This is a genomic window from Paenibacillus sp. WLX1005 (assembly GCF_046603685.1).
Taxonomy (GTDB): domain Bacteria; phylum Bacillota; class Bacilli; order Paenibacillales; family Paenibacillaceae; genus Saccharibacillus.
The window spans coordinates 4,591,758-4,614,652 of record NZ_CP176756.1 but is presented as its reverse complement, the minus strand read 5'-3'; the positions used below and the strand labels follow the sequence as shown (position 1 = coordinate 4,614,652).

The 22,895-nt window shown below is 42.7% G+C and carries 19 protein-coding genes and 1 pseudogene; 16 read left to right on the top strand and 4 right to left on the bottom strand.

Annotated features, from left to right (window positions below; all coding sequences use genetic code 11):
- Nucleotides 1-57: 57 nt before the first annotated feature.
- The 12 genes and pseudogenes from rlmD to ACE3MZ_RS19725 all read left to right on the top strand — a co-directional run bounded on the left by rlmD (nt 58) and on the right by ACE3MZ_RS19725 (nt 13,521).
- A complete protein-coding gene (gene rlmD, locus ACE3MZ_RS19780) occupies nt 58-1,704 on the top strand; it encodes a 23S rRNA (uracil(1939)-C(5))-methyltransferase RlmD (protein WP_411343819.1) in 1,647 nt (548 codons plus the stop codon).
- A gap of 1,253 nt (nt 1,705-2,957) precedes the next feature.
- Nucleotides 2,958-4,046: a DNA cytosine methyltransferase gene (locus tag ACE3MZ_RS19775; RefSeq protein WP_411343818.1), complete on the top strand. Its 1,089-nt coding sequence runs from the start codon at nt 2,958-2,960 to the stop codon at nt 4,044-4,046.
- Nucleotides 4,047-4,065: 19 nt separating this feature from the next.
- A complete protein-coding gene (locus ACE3MZ_RS19770; protein ID WP_411343817.1) occupies nt 4,066-4,962 on the top strand; it encodes an ATP-binding protein in 897 nt (298 codons plus the stop codon).
- Between the two features lie 218 nt (nt 4,963-5,180).
- A complete protein-coding gene (locus ACE3MZ_RS19765) occupies nt 5,181-6,152 on the top strand; it encodes an ATP-binding protein (RefSeq protein WP_411343816.1) in 972 nt (323 codons plus the stop codon).
- Nucleotides 6,153-6,154: 2 nt separating this feature from the next.
- Nucleotides 6,155-6,475: a response regulator gene (locus ACE3MZ_RS19760; protein WP_411343815.1), complete on the top strand. Its 321-nt coding sequence runs from the start codon at nt 6,155-6,157 to the stop codon at nt 6,473-6,475.
- A gap of 77 nt (nt 6,476-6,552) precedes the next feature.
- The gene (locus ACE3MZ_RS19755) at nt 6,553-6,960 is read left to right on the top strand and encodes a hypothetical protein (protein WP_411343814.1); all 408 of its coding nucleotides are present in this window, start codon (nt 6,553-6,555) and stop codon (nt 6,958-6,960) included.
- A gap of 1,169 nt (nt 6,961-8,129) precedes the next feature.
- Complete coding sequence (locus ACE3MZ_RS19750) at nt 8,130-9,113, top strand: tRNA dihydrouridine synthase (protein WP_411343813.1); 984 nt, start codon at nt 8,130-8,132, stop codon at nt 9,111-9,113.
- 274 nt (nt 9,114-9,387) lie between these two features.
- Complete coding sequence (locus ACE3MZ_RS19745; RefSeq protein WP_411343812.1) at nt 9,388-10,224, top strand: hypothetical protein; 837 nt, start codon at nt 9,388-9,390, stop codon at nt 10,222-10,224.
- Nucleotides 10,225-10,609: 385 nt separating this feature from the next.
- On the top strand, nt 10,610-11,623 hold the full coding sequence (locus tag ACE3MZ_RS19740; protein WP_411343811.1) for a glycoside hydrolase family 25 protein: 1,014 nt from the start codon (nt 10,610-10,612) through the stop codon (nt 11,621-11,623).
- Nucleotides 11,624-11,702: 79 nt separating this feature from the next.
- Nucleotides 11,703-12,341, top strand: coding sequence for a glycoside hydrolase family 11 protein (locus ACE3MZ_RS19735; protein WP_411343810.1), 639 nt, complete (start codon nt 11,703-11,705; stop codon nt 12,339-12,341).
- A gap of 77 nt (nt 12,342-12,418) precedes the next feature.
- Nucleotides 12,419-12,739: pseudogene (locus tag ACE3MZ_RS19730) on the top strand (glycoside hydrolase family 11 protein); the annotation flags it as partial.
- Between the two features lie 182 nt (nt 12,740-12,921).
- Complete coding sequence (locus ACE3MZ_RS19725; protein WP_411343809.1) at nt 12,922-13,521, top strand: DUF4352 domain-containing protein; 600 nt, start codon at nt 12,922-12,924, stop codon at nt 13,519-13,521.
- A gap of 119 nt (nt 13,522-13,640) precedes the next feature.
- On the opposite strand, the gene ACE3MZ_RS19720 is transcribed toward ACE3MZ_RS19725, so the two are convergent.
- The 4 genes from ACE3MZ_RS19720 to ACE3MZ_RS19705 all read right to left on the bottom strand — a co-directional run bounded on the left by ACE3MZ_RS19720 (nt 13,641) and on the right by ACE3MZ_RS19705 (nt 18,352).
- On the bottom strand, nt 13,641-14,393 hold the full coding sequence (locus ACE3MZ_RS19720; protein ID WP_411343808.1) for a class I SAM-dependent methyltransferase: 753 nt from the start codon (nt 14,391-14,393) through the stop codon (nt 13,641-13,643).
- A gap of 220 nt (nt 14,394-14,613) precedes the next feature.
- Nucleotides 14,614-15,228: an RDD family protein gene (locus ACE3MZ_RS19715; RefSeq protein ID WP_411343807.1), complete on the bottom strand. Its 615-nt coding sequence runs from the start codon at nt 15,226-15,228 to the stop codon at nt 14,614-14,616.
- 721 nt (nt 15,229-15,949) lie between these two features.
- Nucleotides 15,950-17,203: an MFS transporter gene (locus ACE3MZ_RS19710; RefSeq protein WP_411343806.1), complete on the bottom strand. Its 1,254-nt coding sequence runs from the start codon at nt 17,201-17,203 to the stop codon at nt 15,950-15,952.
- A gap of 117 nt (nt 17,204-17,320) precedes the next feature.
- Nucleotides 17,321-18,352, bottom strand: a complete 1,032-nt coding sequence (locus ACE3MZ_RS19705; RefSeq protein ID WP_411343805.1) for an ROK family protein — start codon at nt 18,350-18,352, stop codon at nt 17,321-17,323.
- A gap of 468 nt (nt 18,353-18,820) precedes the next feature.
- Between ACE3MZ_RS19705 and ACE3MZ_RS19700 the strand changes: the two genes are divergently transcribed.
- From ACE3MZ_RS19700 to nikC, 4 genes are all read left to right on the top strand, one after another.
- Nucleotides 18,821-19,015: a PspC domain-containing protein gene (locus tag ACE3MZ_RS19700; RefSeq protein ID WP_411343804.1), complete on the top strand. Its 195-nt coding sequence runs from the start codon at nt 18,821-18,823 to the stop codon at nt 19,013-19,015.
- A gap of 552 nt (nt 19,016-19,567) precedes the next feature.
- Entirely contained in the window at nt 19,568-21,067 is a 1,500-nt protein-coding gene (gene nikA, locus ACE3MZ_RS19695) for a nickel ABC transporter substrate-binding protein (RefSeq protein WP_411346861.1), read from the top strand.
- Nucleotides 21,067-22,014, top strand: a complete 948-nt coding sequence (nikB, locus tag ACE3MZ_RS19690) for a nickel ABC transporter permease (RefSeq protein WP_411343803.1) — start codon at nt 21,067-21,069, stop codon at nt 22,012-22,014. Before nikA ends, nikB begins: the two co-directional genes overlap by 1 nt.
- 89 nt (nt 22,015-22,103) lie before the next feature.
- On the top strand, nt 22,104-22,895 hold the full coding sequence (gene nikC, locus ACE3MZ_RS19685) for a nickel transporter permease (protein WP_411346860.1): 792 nt from the start codon (nt 22,104-22,106) through the stop codon (nt 22,893-22,895).

The following is a 22,895-nucleotide window of genomic DNA, read 5'->3' as shown; positions in this document are numbered from 1 at the left end:
CTGTGTCGATGCACGTTTCGGACAGATCAATTTAATGAAGGTGGAACAGAAGCAATCATGAACAATAACAACCGCAGAGGCGGTAAAAAACATAACGCTCCCCGACGTCAATCGGCAGCTACAACGGCGGCAATCGCCAACCTGCCCGTCTCCAAAAACGACGAACTGGAATTGGATATTATCGGACTGACCCATGAAGGTGAAGGCGTCGGACGCACCGACGGCTACACATTATTCGTCTCTGGCGCATTGCCCGGCGAAAAGGTACAAGCCCGTGTTGTCAAAACGAAAAAGCAGTACGGTTACGCCAAAATGCTGACCCTACTACAAGGAAGCCCAGATCGCGTCAACGCCCCATGCCCGATTTTCTCCCAATGCGGCGGCTGCCAGATTCAGCATATGAACTACCATGCACAGCTGGAATGGAAACGCCAGCACGTCATCGACAATCTGGAGCGGATCGGCAAGCTCAAAGTGTTGGCAGATTCATCCTCTATGGAGCAAACAGATATGGATGGAAATAGCGATGAAGCAGACAAAGCTACAGGTACAATAAACGAAATTGCGTTAACTCAAGACATGGATAACGTTCACGGCAACGATAACGTCGCAGGTGCCAATGAGAACACGACTTCTACTGATCCACGTCAACAGGCTACTTCCACATCGGGTATCCGTGTTCTGCCAACGCTAGGTATGGCGGAACCTTGGCGTTACCGTAACAAAGCCCAAGTACCGATGGGTGAACAAGACGGTCGCCTGATCGGCGGCTTCTACGCGCGTGGCAGTCACCGGATTATCGATATGCAAAGCTGCCTGATTCAAGATAGTCGCAACGATCAGCTGGTGAATAAAGTCAAACAGATCGGCAGCGACCTGCGCATCCCGACGTATAACGAAGAAACTGGTGAAGGCATCCTGCGTCACGTCGTAGTGAAAGTCGGCTTCAGCACCAATGAGATGATGGTCGTCCTCGTCACCAACGGCGAACGCTTGCCCCGTAAACCGGAATGGATCGAACGCATCCGCGCCGAAATGCCGCAGGTGGTTAGCATTTGCCAGAATATTAACATGAAGCAAACGAACGTTATTTTCGGCGATGAGACGATTGTATTGTGGGGGAACGAAGTGATCCACGATTACATCGGCGATGTGAAATTTGCCATCTCGGCGCGGTCGTTTTACCAAGTGAATCCGGTGCAAACGGAAGTATTGTATGAGAAGGCGGTACAGTATGCCGGATTGACGGGTAAGGAGACGGTGATTGATGCGTACTGCGGAATCGGCACCATCTCGCTGTTCCTCGCGCAACATGCCGAGCGAGTGTACGGTGTGGAGATTGTGAAGGAAGCGATTGAAGATGCTCGGAAAAATGCTGAGCTGAATGGTATGAGCAATGTGGAGTTTGAGGTTGGCGCTTCCGAGGATGTGATTCCACGCTGGAAAGAGCAGGGCATTACGCCGGACGTGATCGTGGTCGATCCACCGCGCAAAGGCTGCGATCCGCGGTTGCTGGAGACGATTTTGCAGATGCAGCCGGAGAAGGTTGTGTATGTATCGTGTAATCCGTCGACGCTGGCACGGGATTTGCAGGTTTTGGAGGCAGGTGGGTATCGTACGGTGGAAGTACAGCCGGTTGATATGTTTCCACATACGGTGCATGTGGAGTCGGTGGCAGTGTTGGTATGGCAGGGTTTGAATTAATAATCGGTGATTGGGGACGCGAGTAAGTTCGCGTCCTCATATTATTTTTATTTGAATCGAAAGGTGTCTGGAAATAGAAAGGGAATCTTAATATACTTTTTCTAACCGAAGTGTTTTGGCTAAAAAGTGAATCTATATGTCTATTTAGAATGAGACTGCTAAGAAAGTGTGAATATAAAATAGCTATTAGCTAGATTTGTGTAGAAAATAGGTCATACAATGAAATTAAGCATAAAAGCTAGATTTGGAAAAATTCAATTATAATTAGTCTAATATAGAAAACGTAGCTGCTTCCATGAGAGTTTCTTTAAAAGTCATAATTATAGTATGTCTAAAAAAAATCTATCTAAATTATAACTACTTGAGTACAATTATGATAGAAGCTAAAACAAAGCTTAAGAAATTTCGGAGAAACTTATCGTAACGTGTAGCGATTCCAAAAAAATTATTTGAGTTTATTAAATAAAAACTCGACGAAATGAAGTTTTTTATAAATGGAAAAATCGTAGTGTCATGGATCTTTTGTATTAGACTTGGGTGGGATGTAAAACGTGGCATGTTGCGACTAAATATATATTACATTCGAATCTTCAAAACTCCAAAGCTCCATAAGCTTTACCTGCTAAAATTTTACGACCAGTCAGCGTAATGTCCAGAATAAGGTTAATCGCGACCTTAGAGTCATGAACATTTCCAAGCCTTAAAAATAGACAAACGGGATTGCCTAATGCCTTTAGTATGGTTTGGATTTTGGTGTTCTTAGTCCTTACTGCGTGCTGATGAACTTTACATGATCTACTATGCAACAAAATATTCTGCAAGTCCGCATCTCGTGTCAGATATACAAAGATTTGTTGGAAAACGTCATCTTTGTTTCATAACTTAGATCAGAAGTATACCCTTTTAAGGTATAAAATGTTCGGGTAGATCTCTTTGAGGATCTTATGTTTAATGTTCCAAAGTATGCTATTAAGCTTGATTCGGTTTGATTTTAAAGACCATCTTTTATCTGTGTTTTCTGCTAAAAGGAGCTAATCTATTTGTTCCGACTCTGTGTCTTTGATCTTGTGGCTCCTAAAAAAAATTGCGAATATGGCAAAGTGATAAGTTGAAATTATTTCGAGATTAGTATATAGAAAATGATATTATTAGGGAATTTTAGGGGGATTATTAATGATAAGAGTAATAGATCTATTTTCTGGAGCAGGAGGTTTGACTTTAGGATTTAAAAATAGAATTAGAAATAATAAATTGTGAACAATAGAAATTATCATATACTATTTGCTAATGAATTAGATATAAATGCTGCCAAGGCTTTTTCGTTAAACTTTCCTCGGATTCCTTTACTAAATTGTGATGTTGCTAATATTTCTGAAGAATATTTGGTTGAGAAAAATATTGATTATACAAATGTAGATTTAGTAATTGGAGGGCCCCCCTGTCAATCTTTTAGTACAGTAGGTAAAAGGCAATACGATGCAAGAGCAAAAATGTACAAAGAATATAGAAGAATATTATCTTTTATTAAACCTAAAGTATTTTTATTCGAAAATGTTACAGGTTTATTAACAATAAAAAATAATATCGGCCAACCTGTATTAGATGATATTAAAAATGAATTTAGCGATTTTTCAGATTTTAATATTGATCTGTCATACGAAATTAAAGAGAGTGTACTAAATGCTAAGCATTTTGGAGTACCCCAAAATCGCGAGAGAGTATTTTTAGTAGGTATAAGAAAAGATTTAAATGTTTCTTCCAAGTGGAAATTTCCTTCTCCTATATATCAAAGAGAAGAACAGTTTTTGACTTTAGAAGATGCGATAGGGGATCTTCCAACATTACTTAACGGAGAATCAAAGCAAAATTATGAAATTGAAACTTATACTAGATATCAACAATTAATGAGAGGCGATTGTGATGATTTAACAAATCATTATAATGGAATAAATGGAGAAAAAATGCTAAGAATTATGGAAGTTGTGATACCTGGAGAAGGAAAAAAATATATAAATGAATTAGTTGTTAATGGAGAATTAGATTCAAAATATTATTTAACTTCAGGGTATAATAACACATACGGTAAATTATGGTGGGACAAACCCAGCTCTACAATAACTAATAATTTATCAACTCCCTCTTCCTTTAGATGTATACATCCCATCCAAAATAGAGCATTAACTTCACGAGAAGGCGCAAGAATACAATCTTTTCCAGATTCATTTCATTTTGTAGGAAGTAAAGAAAGTGTAAACATGCAGATTGGGAATGCAGTACCTCCATTATTGGCAATAGCAATCGCTAAACAGTTAGAGAGCTTTTTTAAAAGTATAACTAGATAAAGATAAATTAGGAGGGCATATGGAAAGTATTGCTAATGAAGTATATTTTAACTTTTCTTACTACGCATTAAACCTTCTTGGAAAACAGATGTACACTAGTAAGTGGAGTGCAATTTCAGAATTAGTGGCCAATGGCTTAGATGCAGGTGCAGATAATGTACGTGTGTACATCAATTCTATAGTAAAAGAACGTTCTACAATTGAAATCTTTGATAATGGTAGTGGAATGAGTTACGAAGATATAGCTAAGAAATATGCTTTGATTGGCAGAAATAAAAGAGAGGAAGACGATAATGTCTCTAACAAAATCAAAGGACGAAAAGGCGTAGGGAAGCTCGCTGGATTATTTTTATCAAAAAAATATTATATAGTTACTAAAACTAATAACTTAGAAACTTCTTGGGTTTTGGATTCTACTAATGTTAGAGACTCAGATGTTCCTAAATTAGATAGAGTCGATAAAAATGATGTAGAAATTGAAAACGAAAAAATTTGGAATAGTTATTCTACAGGAACATTAATAAAATTAACTGATGTTGATATGACGAATTTTGCTGGAAGAAAATTAGATGGTCTTAAAAGAAGAATTGCAGATTATTATCTATTAGATAATTTAAGTGCAAACATAGAGGTTGCATACATTACTAAACTAAATGAGGAAATAATTTTTGAAGTTGTAAAAAAAGAAGTTGCTTTTCAAAATTTCTATGCACTTTTTGAAACTATACCTAAGCTAAAAAGTGATCATCTTAAAGAATTTATTATGATTAGATCAAAAAAAGCTGATCCCGATATTAATTACTATAGGGAAGTGCTTACATTACATCCTGATGATATATCGACTTCATTCAAAATAAAAGGAGAAAGAGAATTCATAAATTTAGACGGAAATCTAATAGTGATTTCTATGAGTTAAGTGGTTGGATCGGTATACATGCCACAATTAAATCAGAAGAGGCTAGTTTTAATGACATCAGATTTTTAAAGAATGAAGTATACAACCCCAATAGACTTAAACTTTATGTTAGAGATAAACTTGCAGTTGAAAATTTTCTTGATTATCTCAATAATAATCAGGCTTTCTCAAATTATATAGAAGGAGAAATATCCTTTGATATATTGGATGATGATAAATTGCCTGATATTTCTACAACTAGCAGGGAAGGTATGACAAAAGATGATGAACGGGTAGAGCTTTTAATAGATCTATTAAAAGTTATAGTAGGTAAATTGATAAGAGAGCGTATTTCAATAGCAAACACTATTAGAGATGAAGAAACGAAATTAATGGAATATAGAGCAGAGGTTGAGAGACAGAAGAGAATTTTGGAGGAGCAGGCTAAAGAAAAAGAGAAAAGAGCACGTGAGGAAGCAGAAGTTATATCACATAAGTTAGACTCGGAGAACCGTGATTTAAAAGACAAAAATAATAGTTTGAAAACAGAAAATAAAATAAAAGATGTTTTGTTAAGCAAAAATGATCACGAACGTCAAACATTGCTAGTACATGAACTTACAGGAATAAGTAACCAGATCAATTATGTTATTGCTGATATGGCTGAAGAATTTTATGAAGCTGATGAATACGAACGTATTTCATCATATTTAACTGATTTAAAAAAAGGTGCTGATAAGCTAAGTGTTATTAAAAAGCAATTTTTAAAGCTTAATGATTACGACATTATAGGCAAACATAATATTGATTTGAAAAAGTATTTGATTAGTTATTTTGATAGTTTAAGTCTTCAAAGAACAGATAAACGAATTGAGATTAGTGATGAACCCTATTTAGCAAAAGTAGAAGTATTTGAGTTAGGGGTATTACTAGATAATCTTGTATCAAATGCAATAGAAAGAAATGCCAGTTATATAAAAGTGATATTTAACAATGATATTAATGAGATTCATTTTTTTTCTGATACTGGACCTATAAAGGTAGATCCTATACAAGACATATTTAGATTGGGTTTCAGTAATAAAAGAAATGGGACTGGAATTGGTATGTATTTAATACAAGAGATTTGTAAAGATTTTGGGTGGGAAATATCTATTGGGTCGTATAAACAAAAAGAAGTAGACTTCGTTTTAAAATTGGGGGAAATCTAAACGTGAGAGGGCAATTAATAGTGGTTTGGTTAGAAGATAATCAAAATGGTCGGGATCATAAAAGTAGAGTTAAACTGGTTAAACAATTAATTGAGAATAAAGGTTATTCAGTATTGATTGAAGAGGTTGAAGATTTACAAAGAGCTAAAAGTATTATATCTGATCGTGAAAAACGTATAGATTTTTTTATTTCTGATTATAATTTGGGGGATGGTGATACGGGATTAGAATACTTAATGGAAATTAGAAAAAATCAAATGTATAAACAATTTTTCGTTTTATATTCTAAAAATGAATACAATGAGAGATTCGCAGGGGAGTAATAGATAAATTTCAAAATCATAATATTGAGTTGTTTTGTAATTTTATGTTTATTTCATTGGCTGAAGTTTCTACTCAAATGGTTGAACAGGAATTTGAAAAGGCAATAGATATTAGTCTTAGTCGATGGGATGAATTAAATGCTATTAGAGGTTTATATATGTGCGAGCATGCTGAATTAGAGTTTTTATTAAGGAATAAATTTGCATGTTTTAATGATGAAGAAACATATAAAAAATTAGTAAATAGGCTTAGAAGAACTTTAACTCCACATTTTAAGAGCAAAAACAAAAAGTTATTTGATGCTTGGGAAGATCTAATTAAATTTAGAAACTTATTAGCACATACATCAGAAGGATATGATAATGAGAGAGGGTTTTACATCCAATCTGGTATAGATGAAAATATAGTTATCTATGAAGATACTCTAGATGAACATAGATTGAATTTGAAAGAACTAAAAGCTAAAAAAAAATTGTATTACTGATAGAAGATCCTAATCGAACTATATAACGTTTCTTAATCATTATTTAAATGAATGTGATTATTAATATATGATCTTTATTAATAATCACAAAAAGCTTGTTATTGGTTAGAGTATATGTGAAAACTAAGTATTGCTTTAAAAACGAACATTCCGCATTCATCCAGAAAGGTGAAAATAGCAAGGGAGAATCTGAAAAGATATTTACGAATCGCGAGATTAAAGATACGGAATGGAAACGAATCTATCATCTGTTTCCAACAGAAAATAAAGCGAAGGGACTTGCTAGCGTTACCTTGGAAACATTGTATAACTAGCTCTTCACAGTCAGCTGAGTAGAGGGAATCTTCAAGTTCTCCAGCACAAAGGCAGCGTTCTAAAGCTATTCAAAGAAGAAAATTGTTTGTTTACTTAGAACTGAATACCTTTGTTTCCAGCTGGGGAAAAAGCAAGGTGTTTGTCGCGATCCCGATAAAGCGAAAAACACACTTTGACCAAGCAATTAAAGTACCCCATCGAATTACTTGGTTGATGGAAATCGTGTTCGGTCTACTCACTAGTCAATATCCAAAGCCGCCGATCGAGGAAAGAAGTTTTTGTGTCATGAAGTACTTCAGAGCCTGCACGACATAGATGTTTACTTCGCTGATCGTAGAGTATGATTTAAGAACTATTCTCTAAAGGTCATGATTTTGTTGTCTAGGTGAGTGATGCTGAACTTGAATAGCTCTTACTTTGATCAACAACCGACCTCGCAAATATTGGGGCTAGAAATCGACACAAGCATTATTTCAGGACGAATTGTCAATTCTAGTACAACAATTCGTCCTGAAATAATGCTTGGATATCCTTCATAAACGAAAATAGCTAAAAGGCTTTTGTTATTATTAGAATGTGAATCAAAAATGTATATGGATTCAAAAAAATAGCTGGGGAGTATAAATGAATTAGCGAAGAGGGAGAGATTAATCCTCTTTTTTGTTGTGCAGACTAATATAATAGTCGAGTAAAGTTTCTGTTCATCTTCCATTATCTAATGTAGTATGATTTTGTAATATGCAGCTAAGAGATTTATTATGAATATAAATAAAATTTATTGTGTATGTCTAATAACTATCCATACACACTGGATAAAGACTCAAAGCTATATGCAAAACGAAAGGATTTTTAACATGACAGACAATTTTTGGCGTGATTTACCGAAGCCTTTTTTTATACTGGCACCGATGGAGGATGTGACGGATGTGGTGTTTCGTCATGTGGTGAGTGCGGCGGCTAGACCGGATGTATTTTTTACAGAGTTTGCGAATACGGAGAGTTATTGTCACCCAGAGGGGCACCATAGTGTGCGCGGGCGATTGATGTTTACCGAGGATGAACAGCCGATGGTGGCTCATATTTGGGGGGACAAGCCGGAGTTTTTCTGCCAGATGAGTATTGGTATGGCGGAGCAGGGCTTCAAAGGCATCGACATCAACATGGGCTGTCCTGTACCGAATGTTGCTGAGAATGGGAAAGGCAGCGGGCTGATCTGCCGTCCCGATCTGGCGGGCGAGATTGTTCAAGCGGCAAAAACTGGTGGATTGCCAGTCAGTGTGAAGACGCGGCTTGGGTTTAGTGAAGTGGACGAATGGCGGAGCTGGCTGACGCATATTTTGCAGCAGGATATTGCGAATCTATCGATTCATTTGCGGACGCGGGATGAGATGAGCAAGGTGCCTGCGCACTGGGAGCTGATTCCGGAGATCAAGAAGTTGCGGGATGAGATTGCGCCGCAGACGCTGCTGACGATTAACGGTGATATTGCGGATCGGACGGCAGGATTGAAGCTGGTGGAGCAGTACGGCGTGGATGGCGTGATGATTGGGCGGGGGATTTTTAGCAATCCATTTGCTTTTGAAGTGGAGCCGGTAGAGCATGGCAGTGAGGAATTGCTGGATTTGTTACGACTGCATATGGATCTGCATGACAAGTATTCGGCGATTGAGCCGCGTTCGTTTAAGCCGTTGCCACGGTTTTTCAAGATTTATGTGCGTGGGTTCCGTGGGGCGAGTGAACTGCGGAATGAGTTGATGAGTGCCCGTTCGACGGATGAGGTGCGGGCGATGTTGGATGATTTTAAGGCGAAGCAAGTGGAAGTTGTGGAGGAACATTAAAGCTTTCAAGAGAATTATCGCGATTGTATTGTAGATATAGGTAACCTCTTTTTTGAAAAAATAAGTGTAGTTAAATAGAATAACAATCTCATTTCACATGAGATGAAATAGTTCCCAATGAGAGGCTACCCTATCCAATGTGTAGCCTCTTATTTTTATTTTTAGATTTTAGGTAAATTTTAGTCATATATCCCTATTATAGAATTTAATGTTTGGCAATATTTTAATGGATGTTCTACTATAATTTTAAAAACATAGTAAAGGATAGTTACATATGAAAATGAAGTTAATCTTGGCAATGCTTATTACACTAATTATATTCCCTACAAGCGCCTCGTTCGCAGCCACAACAGAGTATTCCAACAATTTGATTCCACAAATGACATCCAATACTGCTCCATCTGGTGTAGCATCGGCTAATGAAGAGTATAGTTCACTTTATGCAGCTTACAAAGCATTTAATCGTTCTACTAGCCAATCGTATGAAGATACATGGGAACCTAAAACTTCTACAGGTTGGTTGTCTTATCAATTTCCAGAGCCAGTCGCTATCTCCAAATATACGATCAAAGGAATCACCCCAAGATTAGCAGAAAATATTGATCGTGCACCAAAAGTTTGGGATTTCGAAGCTTATGATGAGCAAAATAACAAATGGGTTGTATTGGATCATCGTGAAAATGAAACTACTTGGTTAGCAGGAGAGAAGCGCGAATTTACTTTTGCGAATACAGAGAAATTTTCCAAATATCGTATTAATGTTACTCAAAACAATGGTGGCATTTATGTAAGTATTGATGAATTGGAGATGATGAGCGCAGTTTCAACTTCTGAACCGGAGCCTACCCCGACTCCAACTCCAGAGCCAGAAAACGGCAATCGCGCGATTTTGGTTATAACTATGATCACTGGGCTGGAAAAAGAGTTTGATCTCAGCATGACCGAGGTCAACGACTTCATCTCTTGGTATGAAGCCAAACAAGCTGGTACAGGTAAAGCATCCTACGCGATCGACAAGCATGATAACAACAAGGGTCCCTTTAGCAGCCGCAAAGACTATGTAATTTTCGATAAAATCCTGACCTTTGAAGTGAGCGAATACAGTAACTAAGTACAGCAAACATTTGAGATAGCAAGTTCATTTCATTTAAAAAAGCCTTTCCCAAGCAGCAGCGCATAATTACTCAATGACGACAAGAGTAGCGATTGCCAGCCGGAAAGGCTTTTTTCTATTTTATCTATCCTTATTCACCATTTCGCTTATTTTATACATTCCTATAACAAGGATAAAAAAGGTTTTTATTCCTTCATATGGAATATATATTCAAGAAAGATTAGATTAGCATCATAAGCAATGGATCGGCATTATCCTTTCACTACTAGAAAACAATGCACTTCACTATCTTGATCGCGCACATCCCATTGTATCCACCAATGCCTAAAACTCAACAATATCAACATCCTCACCACTTCAACCATCGAAGGGAGCAACTTCCATGCAAGCAGGGCAAACTGGCAATGCGCAGGGAATTGATGTTAGCCATTATCAAGGGGCGATTGATTGGCATAAGGTAAAAGCGGCGGGTAAGGCGTTCGTCTTTGTCAAAGCGAGTGAAGGCTCTGCTTCTCAGGATGAGAATTTTAGCAGCAATGTACAGGGTGCACGCGCCGCGGGATTGCTGGTGGGGGCGTATCATTTTCTGACGGCGACTTCTACAGCGGCGGCTCAGGCGGAAGCGGCGCATTTTGTAAGTGTGGTGCAAGCGGTGGGGGCATTGGAGTTGCCGTTAGTGATGGATTATGAAAACAATCCTTCGAACGTAGATCGGGCGACGATCAATGCCATTGCACTTGCTTTTTTGCAAGATGTAGAGCGGCTGAGTGGGCGTAAGCCGCTTGTGTATACGGGGAATGCGTTTGGGCAGAATTTTGATGCTTCATTAGGCACGTACAATCTGTGGATTGCCCGTTACAGTGATGGGGTGCCGCCTGAGGATACCACCGCATGGAAACAGTGGAACTTCTGGCAGTACAGTGACGCGGGGCAGGTAGACGGCATTAGCGGAAAAGTAGATCTGAATCAATTTCAAGGCGGACTGGAACTGCTCCAGCAGTATGCTAGTGCAAGTTCGAAGTCGCCGGATGCGGCACATCCGCAGTCTTTTGCGCAACAATCAGCAGCATCTGCTTCTTCTTCATCTAGTCCAACTGCCGCCGCTCAACCTGTGCCAACGACGGTGAATTATATTCATAACGGACAGACCGTCCACGCCGCAGGGCTGTTGATCGCCAATGAGGACTATGTGCCATTGCGTGAATTGCAGTCGGTGTTTGGATTCGCCGTTGGCTTTGACGCTGCGACCAAAACAGCAACGGTGGATGGGCATCCGTTACAGGATGGGCGTCTGATTGGCGATACGACCTATGTGCAGGCGGCTTCGCTCGTAACTGCATTTCATGGCAATCTAGTCTGGGATCACACCAGCAAAAGCTTGACGGTTCGTCAGTAATTCTGCGGACTATGTACGAGCTGTGGGGCGATTCGCCCTTCATGTCAACATTCATTTTATTCTCTCCCGGAGGTTATACATGTTCCCTTTTAAAAAGAAAGTTCTCACTACAATTCTCGCCATCTCCATGAGTTCCGGTCTGTTGACAGCTACTTCTAGCGCAGCAACTACAGATTACTGGCAAAATTGGACGGATGGTGGCGGCACGGTCAATGCGGTGAACGGCTCTGGTGGCAATTACAGCGTAACTTGGAAAAACACTGGAAATTTCGTCATCGGCAAAGGCTGGGCAACCGGATCGCCGAATCGGGTCATTAACTACAACGCTGGGGTATGGTCACCTTCTGGTAACGGGTATTTGACGCTGTACGGCTGGACGCGTAATTCGCTGATCGAGTATTATGTGGTCGACAGCTGGGGTACGTATCGTCCGACAGGTACATACAAAGGCACATTTACGAGCGACGGTGGTACGTACGATATTTATACTGCTACTCGTACGAATGCGCCATCTATTGAGGGCACGAAGACATTTACCCAGTATTGGAGCGTGCGTCAGACCAAACGTCCGACTGGTGTGAATTCCACAATTACTTTTGCCAATCATGTCAAAGCATGGGCGAGTCACGGTATGAATCTGGGCAGCACATGGTCGTATCAGGTGCTGGCGACGGAAGGATACCAGAGCAGCGGAAGTTCGAATGTGACAGTGTGGTAGGCATAATTGGTAGAATGGTGAGTAATTAAGTGATTCGCAATAGAAGGATTACTTTTAAATGTCCAATCATACAAAGGTACAATGTGGTCGACAGTTGGGGCACGTATCGTCCGACAGGTACATACAAAGGCACATTTACTAGCGACGGTGGTACGTACGATATTTATACTGCTACTCGTACGAATGCGCCGTCCATTGAGGGCACGAAGACATTTACCCAGTATTGGAGCGTGCGTCAGACCAAACATCCGACAGGCGTAAATTCGACGATTACTTTTGCCAATCATGTCAAAGCATGGGCGAGTCACGGTATGAATTTGGGTAGCACATGGTCGTATCAGGTGCTGGCGACGGAAGGATACCAGAGCAGCGGAAGTTCGAATGTGACAGTGTGGTAGGCATGATTGGTAGAATGGTGAGTAATTAAGTGATTCGCAATAGAAGGATTACTTTTAAATGTCCAATCATACAAAGGTACAAGCAAATACAAGTAAAAAACGCGCAATTCAAAACAAAGTTAAACAAATACAATTTTCTGCCGATATAAGTAGTTGGATACTTATAAGGGGGAAAAAGGAAAATGTTGAAAAAATCGAGTCTATCTGTCGCAATCATCAGTGTTATGCTGCTCGCAGCTTGTGGAAATGTAGCACAGGAGTCTGCTTCTGCCACAACAAGCGGAGCTACCGAGCAAACCCAATCGACTGAAAAAGCGGATGCCGCAGCATCTGCCAAGGACACAGAGAGCAAAGAAGCAGAAGCTCCTAAAGAGACCGTGTACAAAGTGGGACAAACGTTTACACTAGGTGATTGGGAAGTGAAGCTAGCTTCGTTTAAATTTGCTCAAAAAGTGACGGATGATTTCATGTCTTCCAGCGCAGAAGAAGGCAACAAGTTTCTAATACTGAATTACAAAATTACGAACAAAGGAACACAGGCAGATACATTCACCGCTATGATTGGCGGTGTGCAGATGCATGCTATGTTCCAAGATAAATACGAATATCCGTATACGGTTACAATGATCAACGGAGATTTGAGCAGTGGTAACATCAATCCGCTGTCGTCCAAATCAGGCTTTGTCGTTATGGAAGTTCCAGATGCGGTAGCCAAGTCCAAAGACAGTCTGGTACTGAATTTGGAAGATGACGACGCAACAGCAACGATTCAATTGAGATAAACAATGCAGTGTCCAGTTGGATGGACACACAATATAAAAAGCTCCTACCAGCAAGCATCCAAGATGCGCTGGTAGGAGTTTTTTTAACTATTTCATTTTCTGTATCGTGTACACCAGTGTTATACCAAGCTAGCAATGATCATAAATCGCGCGGCTGTGGTGCAAATGCCTTTGTCAGTTGTATGATGTTCGATAAAATGGTGCAGAATCCGCCAATCACTTTCACATTGACCAAAGTCGGGAATGATCGGCGTATGCTGGAGCAGGAAAATTAAATCTTCCGCGTACTCATAATATTCGTGCACTTCCGATTGTAATATTTCTACATCCTGAAATCCGGCTTGCTCCAATTGCTGCATGTATTGACGCTGCAATGTATGAGGCGGTACATCGTAAGCCTGACCGCGTTTAAAAGCCTGCTTGAGATTCCATTTATCCTGTTCCGAAACTTGCTGAGTGAGCAAATAACCTCCGGGACGCAGTACTCGGGCAGCTTCAGAGATATGCAGTGGCGCATGCCGACAGGAGATGATATCGAAAAAGTCATTTGGGAATTGCAGCTGCTGTGCATCCATTTCCATCAAGCGCACATGAGGAGCATTGGCGATGTTTAGATTACGCCGGGCTGTGTTGATCATGGCAGCCGATTGATCGATACCGACTAGCAATGCTGCGCTAGCTGTCAGACTCAGCAAGGCTTCACCGCCGCCTGTACCGATATCTAGCAGTAGATGATGCGGTTGCAGCAATGATTGTACGTGTTGATACAGATCCAATGCTGTGCCTTCCGTTATACAGCGAATATGGTCAAAGTTCCAGCCATTACTATTGCCCACTTGTTCGTAAAATGCCTGGTAGTCCGTTTCGTTCATAAAGGTTCCGCCTTTCTCTAAATAGAGGAATCCGCAGCGGAATATATCGCATGATCGTCATTCCGCTACTCGTGATGATGCAGCAGATGAAGCCAGAGGACAGACGTATCCCGTGGCGGCTGGTACGCGTTTTGATCCAGCCCGACAGCTACATACCTCGAACGATACGGAATATCATGCGGTGCACCTCCGGCAATTTTGGATGTTATGAGCGAAATGTCTATGTATCCAGCAAATCGATATGCTGCTCACATTTGTATTGCAGATAGTTGATTCGATGTCGTGCTTGATTGTCCACGACATACGTTTTGGCGATCATGTCGTGGAGTGCCTGTTTGTTAGGCGTGAATCGAGCGAGTAGAAAGCCGATGCCGAAGAGCCAACTGCTGATTTCTTTGGAAATGGATCGACTGAGTGTGCGAGTAAAACGCACGCGTTTATTGTGTTGATCCACAACAGCTAGTCCAAGTAAAAGCTTGCCCGGTGTTGCTTGCAGACGCGAACTTTCAAACAGAGCGTAATACAGACAAGGGCATACAAACAGCATAAATAACAACGCCCCGCCAAAGATGCTTATGAATACATTATCTTTGGCATGATCAATGGCAGTATACATATCTGAATGCTGCATGATCTCGATCTGCTCACCCAGTACGACCAGCATCCAGATACAAGCAAGACAAGCGACAAATAGAATCATTCGATCCACTGTGAATGCCAGCCATCTTCTCCAAAGACTAGCATAGAATTCATTCTCCTCATATCGCATGCGTTGTTCGTACAGTTTATATTGGTGAAGCTGATTGTCTTTCTCCATATGTAAAGAAGCGTTCATGGTTCCCATCTCTTGTTCGTCCTCGTTTTCATTTAGTTTTTAATGCAGTACGTTTATTCAATAACGTGCAGGTGTTACATATGTATGCAAATATATGACGATCGTGTAGTACAAAGAATAGATTCCTATTACTTGTTTCTGATAGTGCTATATGTATCGTATCGCCGTGCATACATGTCCAAGCTGCTTGTTTGATGAATAAATAGCTCAATCTAATCCACTTGATGGTGGATGGGATGCTTTTTTATAACATACGTGTTAAATACACGCTGGATTTCCTCCTTTCTCCAATCTTGATTATAATGACTTCGGTTAGCTTTGGCTATTGACCTATAGTCTTATATTATGGGCGAGTAATGTGAGATGAGCTTTTTGGTAAAAGGGCTAGAGACTGTATGGAGCTACGATTTAGATATATAATATGGTCTTGGTGTACGTGTGCTTTTAAAATAATTTTACACATTATACCTTATACCTATAATCAATAGGAATACGAATAGACCGCTCTATGAACATGGGCGGTCTATTTTGATTTGCCAAGTATACATAACAACATGATGCGTGCTTAGTTAGAGGTGCAAAGCTTAATGACTTCAAACTCAATCTATGTTGTAATTCCATCATATTGACTTTGCATGCGCCTCATACTCAGCTTCATCCAATGAACTGCGAATAAACGAAATTCTCAATTTCACAAAGTACAATTCCAATCTATTCTATATCAAATCAGTTCCTGTTTACGCTTCAAATACACATACAGCACAATCCCCGATACCGCGCAGACAGCGGCGCACAAGCCGATAAATCCATATCCCGCCTGCAATCCGCGCAACAATCCAACGGTGCTGCCCGCTGCATACATCTGTTTTACAAATTCAATGATCCAGCCAATTACATAATTCCCGATCACACTGCCTACACCCATCATGGTCACGACAAACGTAATCGCCGTATCACTACCCGTCGGATAACGACGCGCGATAAATGCCATCACCGTTGGATAAATGATTGCAATACCTGCACCTGACAAGGCAAACAGAAACGCCAGCGACTCACCACCGCCCAATGCAGCAAAGGTGCAAACTGCCGAGAATGCCGAGAAGATGATTAGCGACAGCACAAAGCCGATGCGGTCAGTCAGTGGACCGAGCAACAGTCGACCGAGCGAGAAGACGAGGAAGAAGGACGATAGCATACCGGACGCTTTGACGGTATCCCAAGCGTATGCCTTTTCCAAAAAGTTGACCAACCATCCGCCGACTGCTAATTCTGACACGACGCCAGAGGAGAGGATCATGACCATCATCCACAATGCGGGATCGCGCAGCAGCATGTTCAGCGAGATCCGATCCTCATGCGGCAGATCGTCGCCGGGAAATGTACTGCGCAGCGCGGTCAGAATTGGCAAAATGCAGAGCGCCAGCATGACCAAATACATGCCGCGCCAGTCCAGTTCATGACCGAATACGGCTAGCGACATCACACCAGTAGCGAGTAGCGGCGCCACAGTTGAGCTGAGTCCGTAAAAGAAGTGCGACAGATTCATCATCATGCCGGTATTTTTGACAAAGATACGTGCGCCGAGAATCGCCAGTGCGATTTCTAGCATGCCGTTGCCAATGTACATAAAGAAATACGATGCGGAGAACAGCGGATATGTATGAGATACGAAAATGAATACGCCCGACAGCACCATAGAGCCGAAGGCGAGAACGCTGACGATTTTGATGCCCCATTTACGTACGAGAATGGCGGTGAAGGAGCAGGCGATCAGATAGCCGAGCGCATTGAGCGATAGCAGGGTGCCCAGCTGCTGTTCATTGAGATTAAAATCAAACTGGATGCGCGGGATGGCAGGTCCTTTGATATTTTCCGAGATGCCGAAAACGATAAAGCCGAGGAAAATAGTCACCAGTTGCATGATGTAGATAGTATTGCGTTTACGCTTGGGTGTGTTGGTTTGCAGATGTGCCATGATGAGCAATGTCCTCCTGAGCAATGGATCATAAATTGTTGTGCATGAAGTGCCGGAATATGTGGCGCGGCAAGATTGGCGAACATACACTTTTACGGTGACGGGTGTGACGTTGTTCTAGCGTCGCTGAATGAGCTGAATGTGATACGTGAGACGTTCCAGCGTCGCGGTGATCAGACCACTTAGATATTCGGATCGAGTGTCATTTTGAATAAGTAGTGTTGGCATGTGCTCGGCTGGAATGATTGCCCGGCAGCCTGCGTCCAGTTTGGATAGCATGTCGGCAGTGATGGAGTCACCGGTAATAATGATCTGCACCGGGTTGATAATCGCAATAATGGATACGAGCGATTGCACGATGAATCCGGCTGCTTGCTCAGCAGATTGCAGGAGTTCCAGCTGTTGTTCACGACTAACGCCATAGGGCAAATACGAAATTTCGCCACTAAAGTAGCTGTTACCGTTCATCGGCTGACCATTCACGATAAAGCCAGCGCCGGGATAATGATTGCGTGGAAATGTCACGATAGCAAAGTTACGATCCTGTTCCAGCTGCAACTGCTGATACAGTCCGTACACGGTCAGATTCATATCGTTTTCCAGCAAAATCTCTACGCCTTCATACCGCTGCTTCAACAAACTTGCTAGCGGCTGATTCGCCAGCTGCGGTACATCGCAGATGCCGATCGTATCGCCCAGTGCTACTCCGGGGATGCCGATGCCAATTGCGCGCACATGCGTATACTTTTGCGTCAAATCGTCCAGCAACTGCTCAATAATCGGTACATCAATCTGCTCTAGCGTATGAACCTCATGCTCTGCCAGTTCGCCGTTCAGATTGGCAACGGCGCAGGTGATCGTATGAACCCCGCCTTCGGTGCGTACAATCATGCAGATCATGCTGGCATAATCGGCGTTAAAACGGTAACGGTTCGCCGGACGACCACCGCTGGATTCATCGGTGCCGAGGTCGATAATCTCTCCGCTGTGAACGAGTTCATTCAGAATGGTGCCGCAGGTAGCGACGCTTAGTCCAGTTAAGCGGGCGATAGACGCTTTGGTGCCAGTATTGTTCGTGCGCAGTGTTTGCTTGACCAGCTCGGTATTTATTTTTTTGACATGCTGGGTGCTGTGAGTTGGTACATTCATAGAAATAAGGCTCCTTGCCTGAGAGTGTATTTACTTTTGATAATACTTTTAATAAGTGTAGTGTAAGCTTCATCCATCTAAAAAGCAATAGCAGTGGAGCATTCATATCCAATCCTCGTATGTACATCCAGTATGTTAGTCCAGCTCATTCCCCGACCAAAGTCCAAACTCAAAAACAGTCGTTGGACGGTTTGAACGGAATGCTGTGTCCGGTAATATAAAAGCAAGACGAAACACAAAGGAATGGAATAGCAAAAAGAAAATCAATAAGCTTAACAACCAGAGCGTAATGATCATACAATCAACGGCGATAACGCCGGAACAGAAGTGCTACTTGAATCTGTACGATAAAAACGTACTCATCAAGTGCAAGTCAGGTAAGTGAATTAGGCGAATGTACATGTGAAGCAAGCGAATGCAGATGTATAAGCCAAATGTGTAAACCAAACTATTCAAGGGAGATTGATCATGATGAGAAAATTATACCGTTCTAGTCAAAACAGGATGATGACAGGTCTGATCGGCGGACTGGCACAAATGTGGAATATGGATGCAAGTCTACTGCGGATTCTGTTCGTTATTAGTATTTTCGTAACAAGTGGAGCCAGTTTGCTGATCTATCTGATCGCGGCATGCTTTGTACCGAAAGAGTATCATTACTAAACAATGCAAAGTGAACATATTTCATATATACCTATCAACATATGAAAAACCGGTATTCTATCAATTCAGATGGAATACCGGTTTTTTGCTTGTCAAATCGTAAACGTTACGATAAGATGTAGATCGTAAACTTTACTAATAAACATGTAAATAATGATATAAGGCTGCTTGGCAGCTATACATACGGGGGAGAGATTTCAGATGAATACACACAGTAATGAGCATGAAGCTACAGCAATCACCTTCAGGAAACAACATGATATGAAGAATCAACCGGAACACCAGACAGCAATCCGTAAGAAATCCAATCAGGGAGTGGATACAGCAGCTCAAGCATACTGCCATATCGAAGCTGGTACGTATGCGAATGAAGCATCCGTTGCAAGTGACTCTGCCCCATTTCAAACTCAATATAAAAATGTTACACAAACCGGATCACGGCAAACTATCCAGCCTCCAACGACACATAGGCGGCAAGCTCTAACGAACTTGTTCACTGGACATTGGTTAGCCAGAAATCTGAAGTCCAATCGCTTGTTGCTGCCTGTCATTATGGTACTCGTTCTTATACTCAGTGCTTGCTCATCGTCTTCGCAAAATGCAGGCGGTCAGGAGCAGGGCAAGCATGTACATTTTCTATACAACTTCTCCACGCAATCGCTTGATCCGCATGTTGATTCCAGCTATGTGCCGATTCGTGCAGGCATCGCTGAGACGCTGGTGCGACTGGATGAGGACAAGTTGACGGTTGCACCGTGGCTGGCGAAGAGTTGGGAAGGCGAGGATGGGCAGCACTGGACGCTTCATCTGCGTGACGATGTTACCTTTCAGAATGGCAAGCCACTAACAGGTGATGCAGTCAAAGCATCGCTGGAACGCGCCACAACCGAGAATATCGGAGTGAAAAATGCTCTGAAAATTCAAAGTATAGAGGCGAACGGTAATACGCTCAACATTACGACGACTGAACCGTTTCCGGAATTTGTATCTGAGCTGGTGAATCCGAATACGTCGATCATTGATGTGAGCGAGAGCGATATCGTCAACAAACCGATTGGTACAGGACCATTTATGCTGACTTCGTTTACACCGGGCAGTAAGCTGGAATTGCAGAAATATGCAGACTATTGGGATGGCGCGTCACCGCTGGACGGAGTAACCTTTTCGTTTAATGAAGATGCCAATGCACGCTCACTGGCGCTAACATCTGGTCAGGTCGACATTGTATACCGTCCTGAAGTGGAAAGTCTGGAAACGCTGGATGCGAAGGATGGTATTAAGGTGGAATCGACATCTACGTTCCGCGTCCATCAGATGACGATGAATATGGAACGTCCGGCATTACAGGATGTGAATGTGCGCCGGGCGATAGATGCGTTGATTGATCGCAAAGAGATTGTAGATAGCATTTTGTTAGGATATGGTGAGCCAGCGGTTGGACCATTTCTGCCATCGCTGCCTTTTGCACCGACGTATGAGCCTTCGCCTTCTGGTGAGCAAGCAGCTGTAGATTATTTGAACCAAGCAGGCTATACGCTGCAAAACGGTGTCATGCAAAAAAATGGTCAGCCGCTGACGATGACACTGCTGACGTATTCTGCTCGTGCCGATCTGCCGCTCATTGCACAGGTATTCCAATCGGATGCTGGACGGATCGGGATCAAGGTAGATATTCGTCAGATTGATACGCCAGAAGATTATATGGCGTCCAATCGCGATTGGGATCTCGCAACGTACAGTAATCTGACTGCACCGCGCGGAGATGCTGGTTATTATCTGAATGCGACGTACCACCCGACTGGTGCGCTGAATTTCAGTGGTGCACAGGACAAGCAGCTGACAAACATTATCGACAAGCTCAATCGGACGGTGAAGCCTGAAGATCGGGCAGTGCTGGCAGAGCAGGCAGCGGATTATGTGCATGACAATGTGATCAATTCGTTCGTTCTGCATCCAGCGACGATTGTTGCTTATGACGAAAACAAGGTGAAACACTGGGTCACGACGCGCAGTGAATATTACATGATTACCAACCAACTGGATGTGATGTAATGCTAGCAATTATCCTACGAAAGCTGATTGAGACGATAGGCTTTGTCCTGTTTATTACATTAATCAGCTTTCTGTTTATACGGTTGGCACCGGGCGATCCGGTGCTGACGATTTTGAATGTGGATGAACTGTCTGTCAGCACCGAACAAGTGGAGGCGCTTAAGGAAGAAATGGGGTTTAATCAGCCGCTGTTGGTGCAATATGGCATGTGGCTGGCGGACTTTGTACGGCTGGATTTTGGACAATCGTATGTGACCGGGCAACCGGTTATGCAGATGATTATGGCGGGATTGCCAGCGACGCTGGAACTGACAACTGGTGCGCTACTCGTCATGCTGCTAGTGGCATTACCGCTCGGTTCGCTATCTGCATTGTATCGTGGCGGTTGGATCGATCATCTGAGCCGATTGCTATCGATTGTCGGCGCGGCAGTGCCCAGCTTCTGGCTCGGCTTGATCCTTATCGACTTGCTCGGTGTACGACTTGGCTGGCTGCCGACGATGGGACGCGATGGCTGGATCTCGCTCATACTGCCTTCATTGACGCTGGGATTGGCGATCTCCAGCGTTTATGTGCGTCTGCTACGCTCTAGCCTGCTCGATTCGCTCAGTCAGGAATTTGTACGAGCGGCGCGGGCGCGTGGATATTCAGAATGGCGCATCTTCCGCGTGCATGTGCTGCGGCATAGTCTGCCGCCAGTGATTACGGTATTTGGTGTCAGTCTTGGTAGTCTGATCGGCGGCGTTATCGTCATCGAGGTGCTATTTGCATATCCGGGCATTGGCAAGCTGATCGTTGATTCGATTCGACAGCGTGATTATCCGCTCATTCAGGGCTACATTCTGATTATGGCGCTGATCGTGTTTGTGGTGAATACGGCGGTCGATCTGTCCTATCGCTATTTGAATCCGGAAATGAGATTGAAGGAAAGGAATGCAGGTGTATGAGCAAAATGACAACAGAACACGTTCTTGCCCTGCCTGATTCCAAACGCATCTTCCATCGTCGGAAGATACAGGGTAGCGTGCTGATCGGGATGGTTATCCTGATCGTGGCAGCATGCGCATATACATTTCTATACTTACAACATGATCCGCTGCTGACTGATCTGGGGCAACGGCTACAGGGCATCAGCTGGCAGCATCCGCTTGGTACGGATCATCTAGGGCGAGATGTGCTGACACGTCTGTTACTTGGCGGTCAGCAGACGCTTGGCTTTAGCGCGCTGGCATTGGGAGCGGCGCTAGTGCTGGGCATTCCCTTCGGGCTGATTGCAGGATATCGGCGCGGCTGGGTGGATGTGATCTTTATGCGTATTGCAGACGGCTTTCTGGCTTTTCCTGATACGATTGTAGCGATTGTGTTGAGCGGGTTGCTGGGCGCTGGCATCGGCAATCTGGTGCTGGCGATTGTACTGGTCAAATGGGTCAATTATGCACGCTTGGTGCGTAGTGTCGTGCTGAGTGAAGCGCAAAAGGACTACGTGATCATCGCCCGTACGAACGGGCTATCGGATGCTACGATTATGCGTAGACATCTGCTGCCGCATATTATCGGGCATGTGCTGGTGATGGCGAGTCTGGATCTGGGCAAAATTATTTTGCTGATCTCGTCGTTCTCCTACATCGGACTCGGCACGCAGCCGCCGACGCCGGAATGGGGTGCGATGCTGAACGATTCGCGTCCGTATTTTCAATCGATGCCAGAGCTGATGGTCTATCCCGGTCTCGCAATTGTACTAACAGTGCTGCTTGCGAATATGCTGGGCGATTGGCTACGCGACCGCTTTGATGTGAAAAAGGACAATCTGAACCGGGAGGTATCGTGA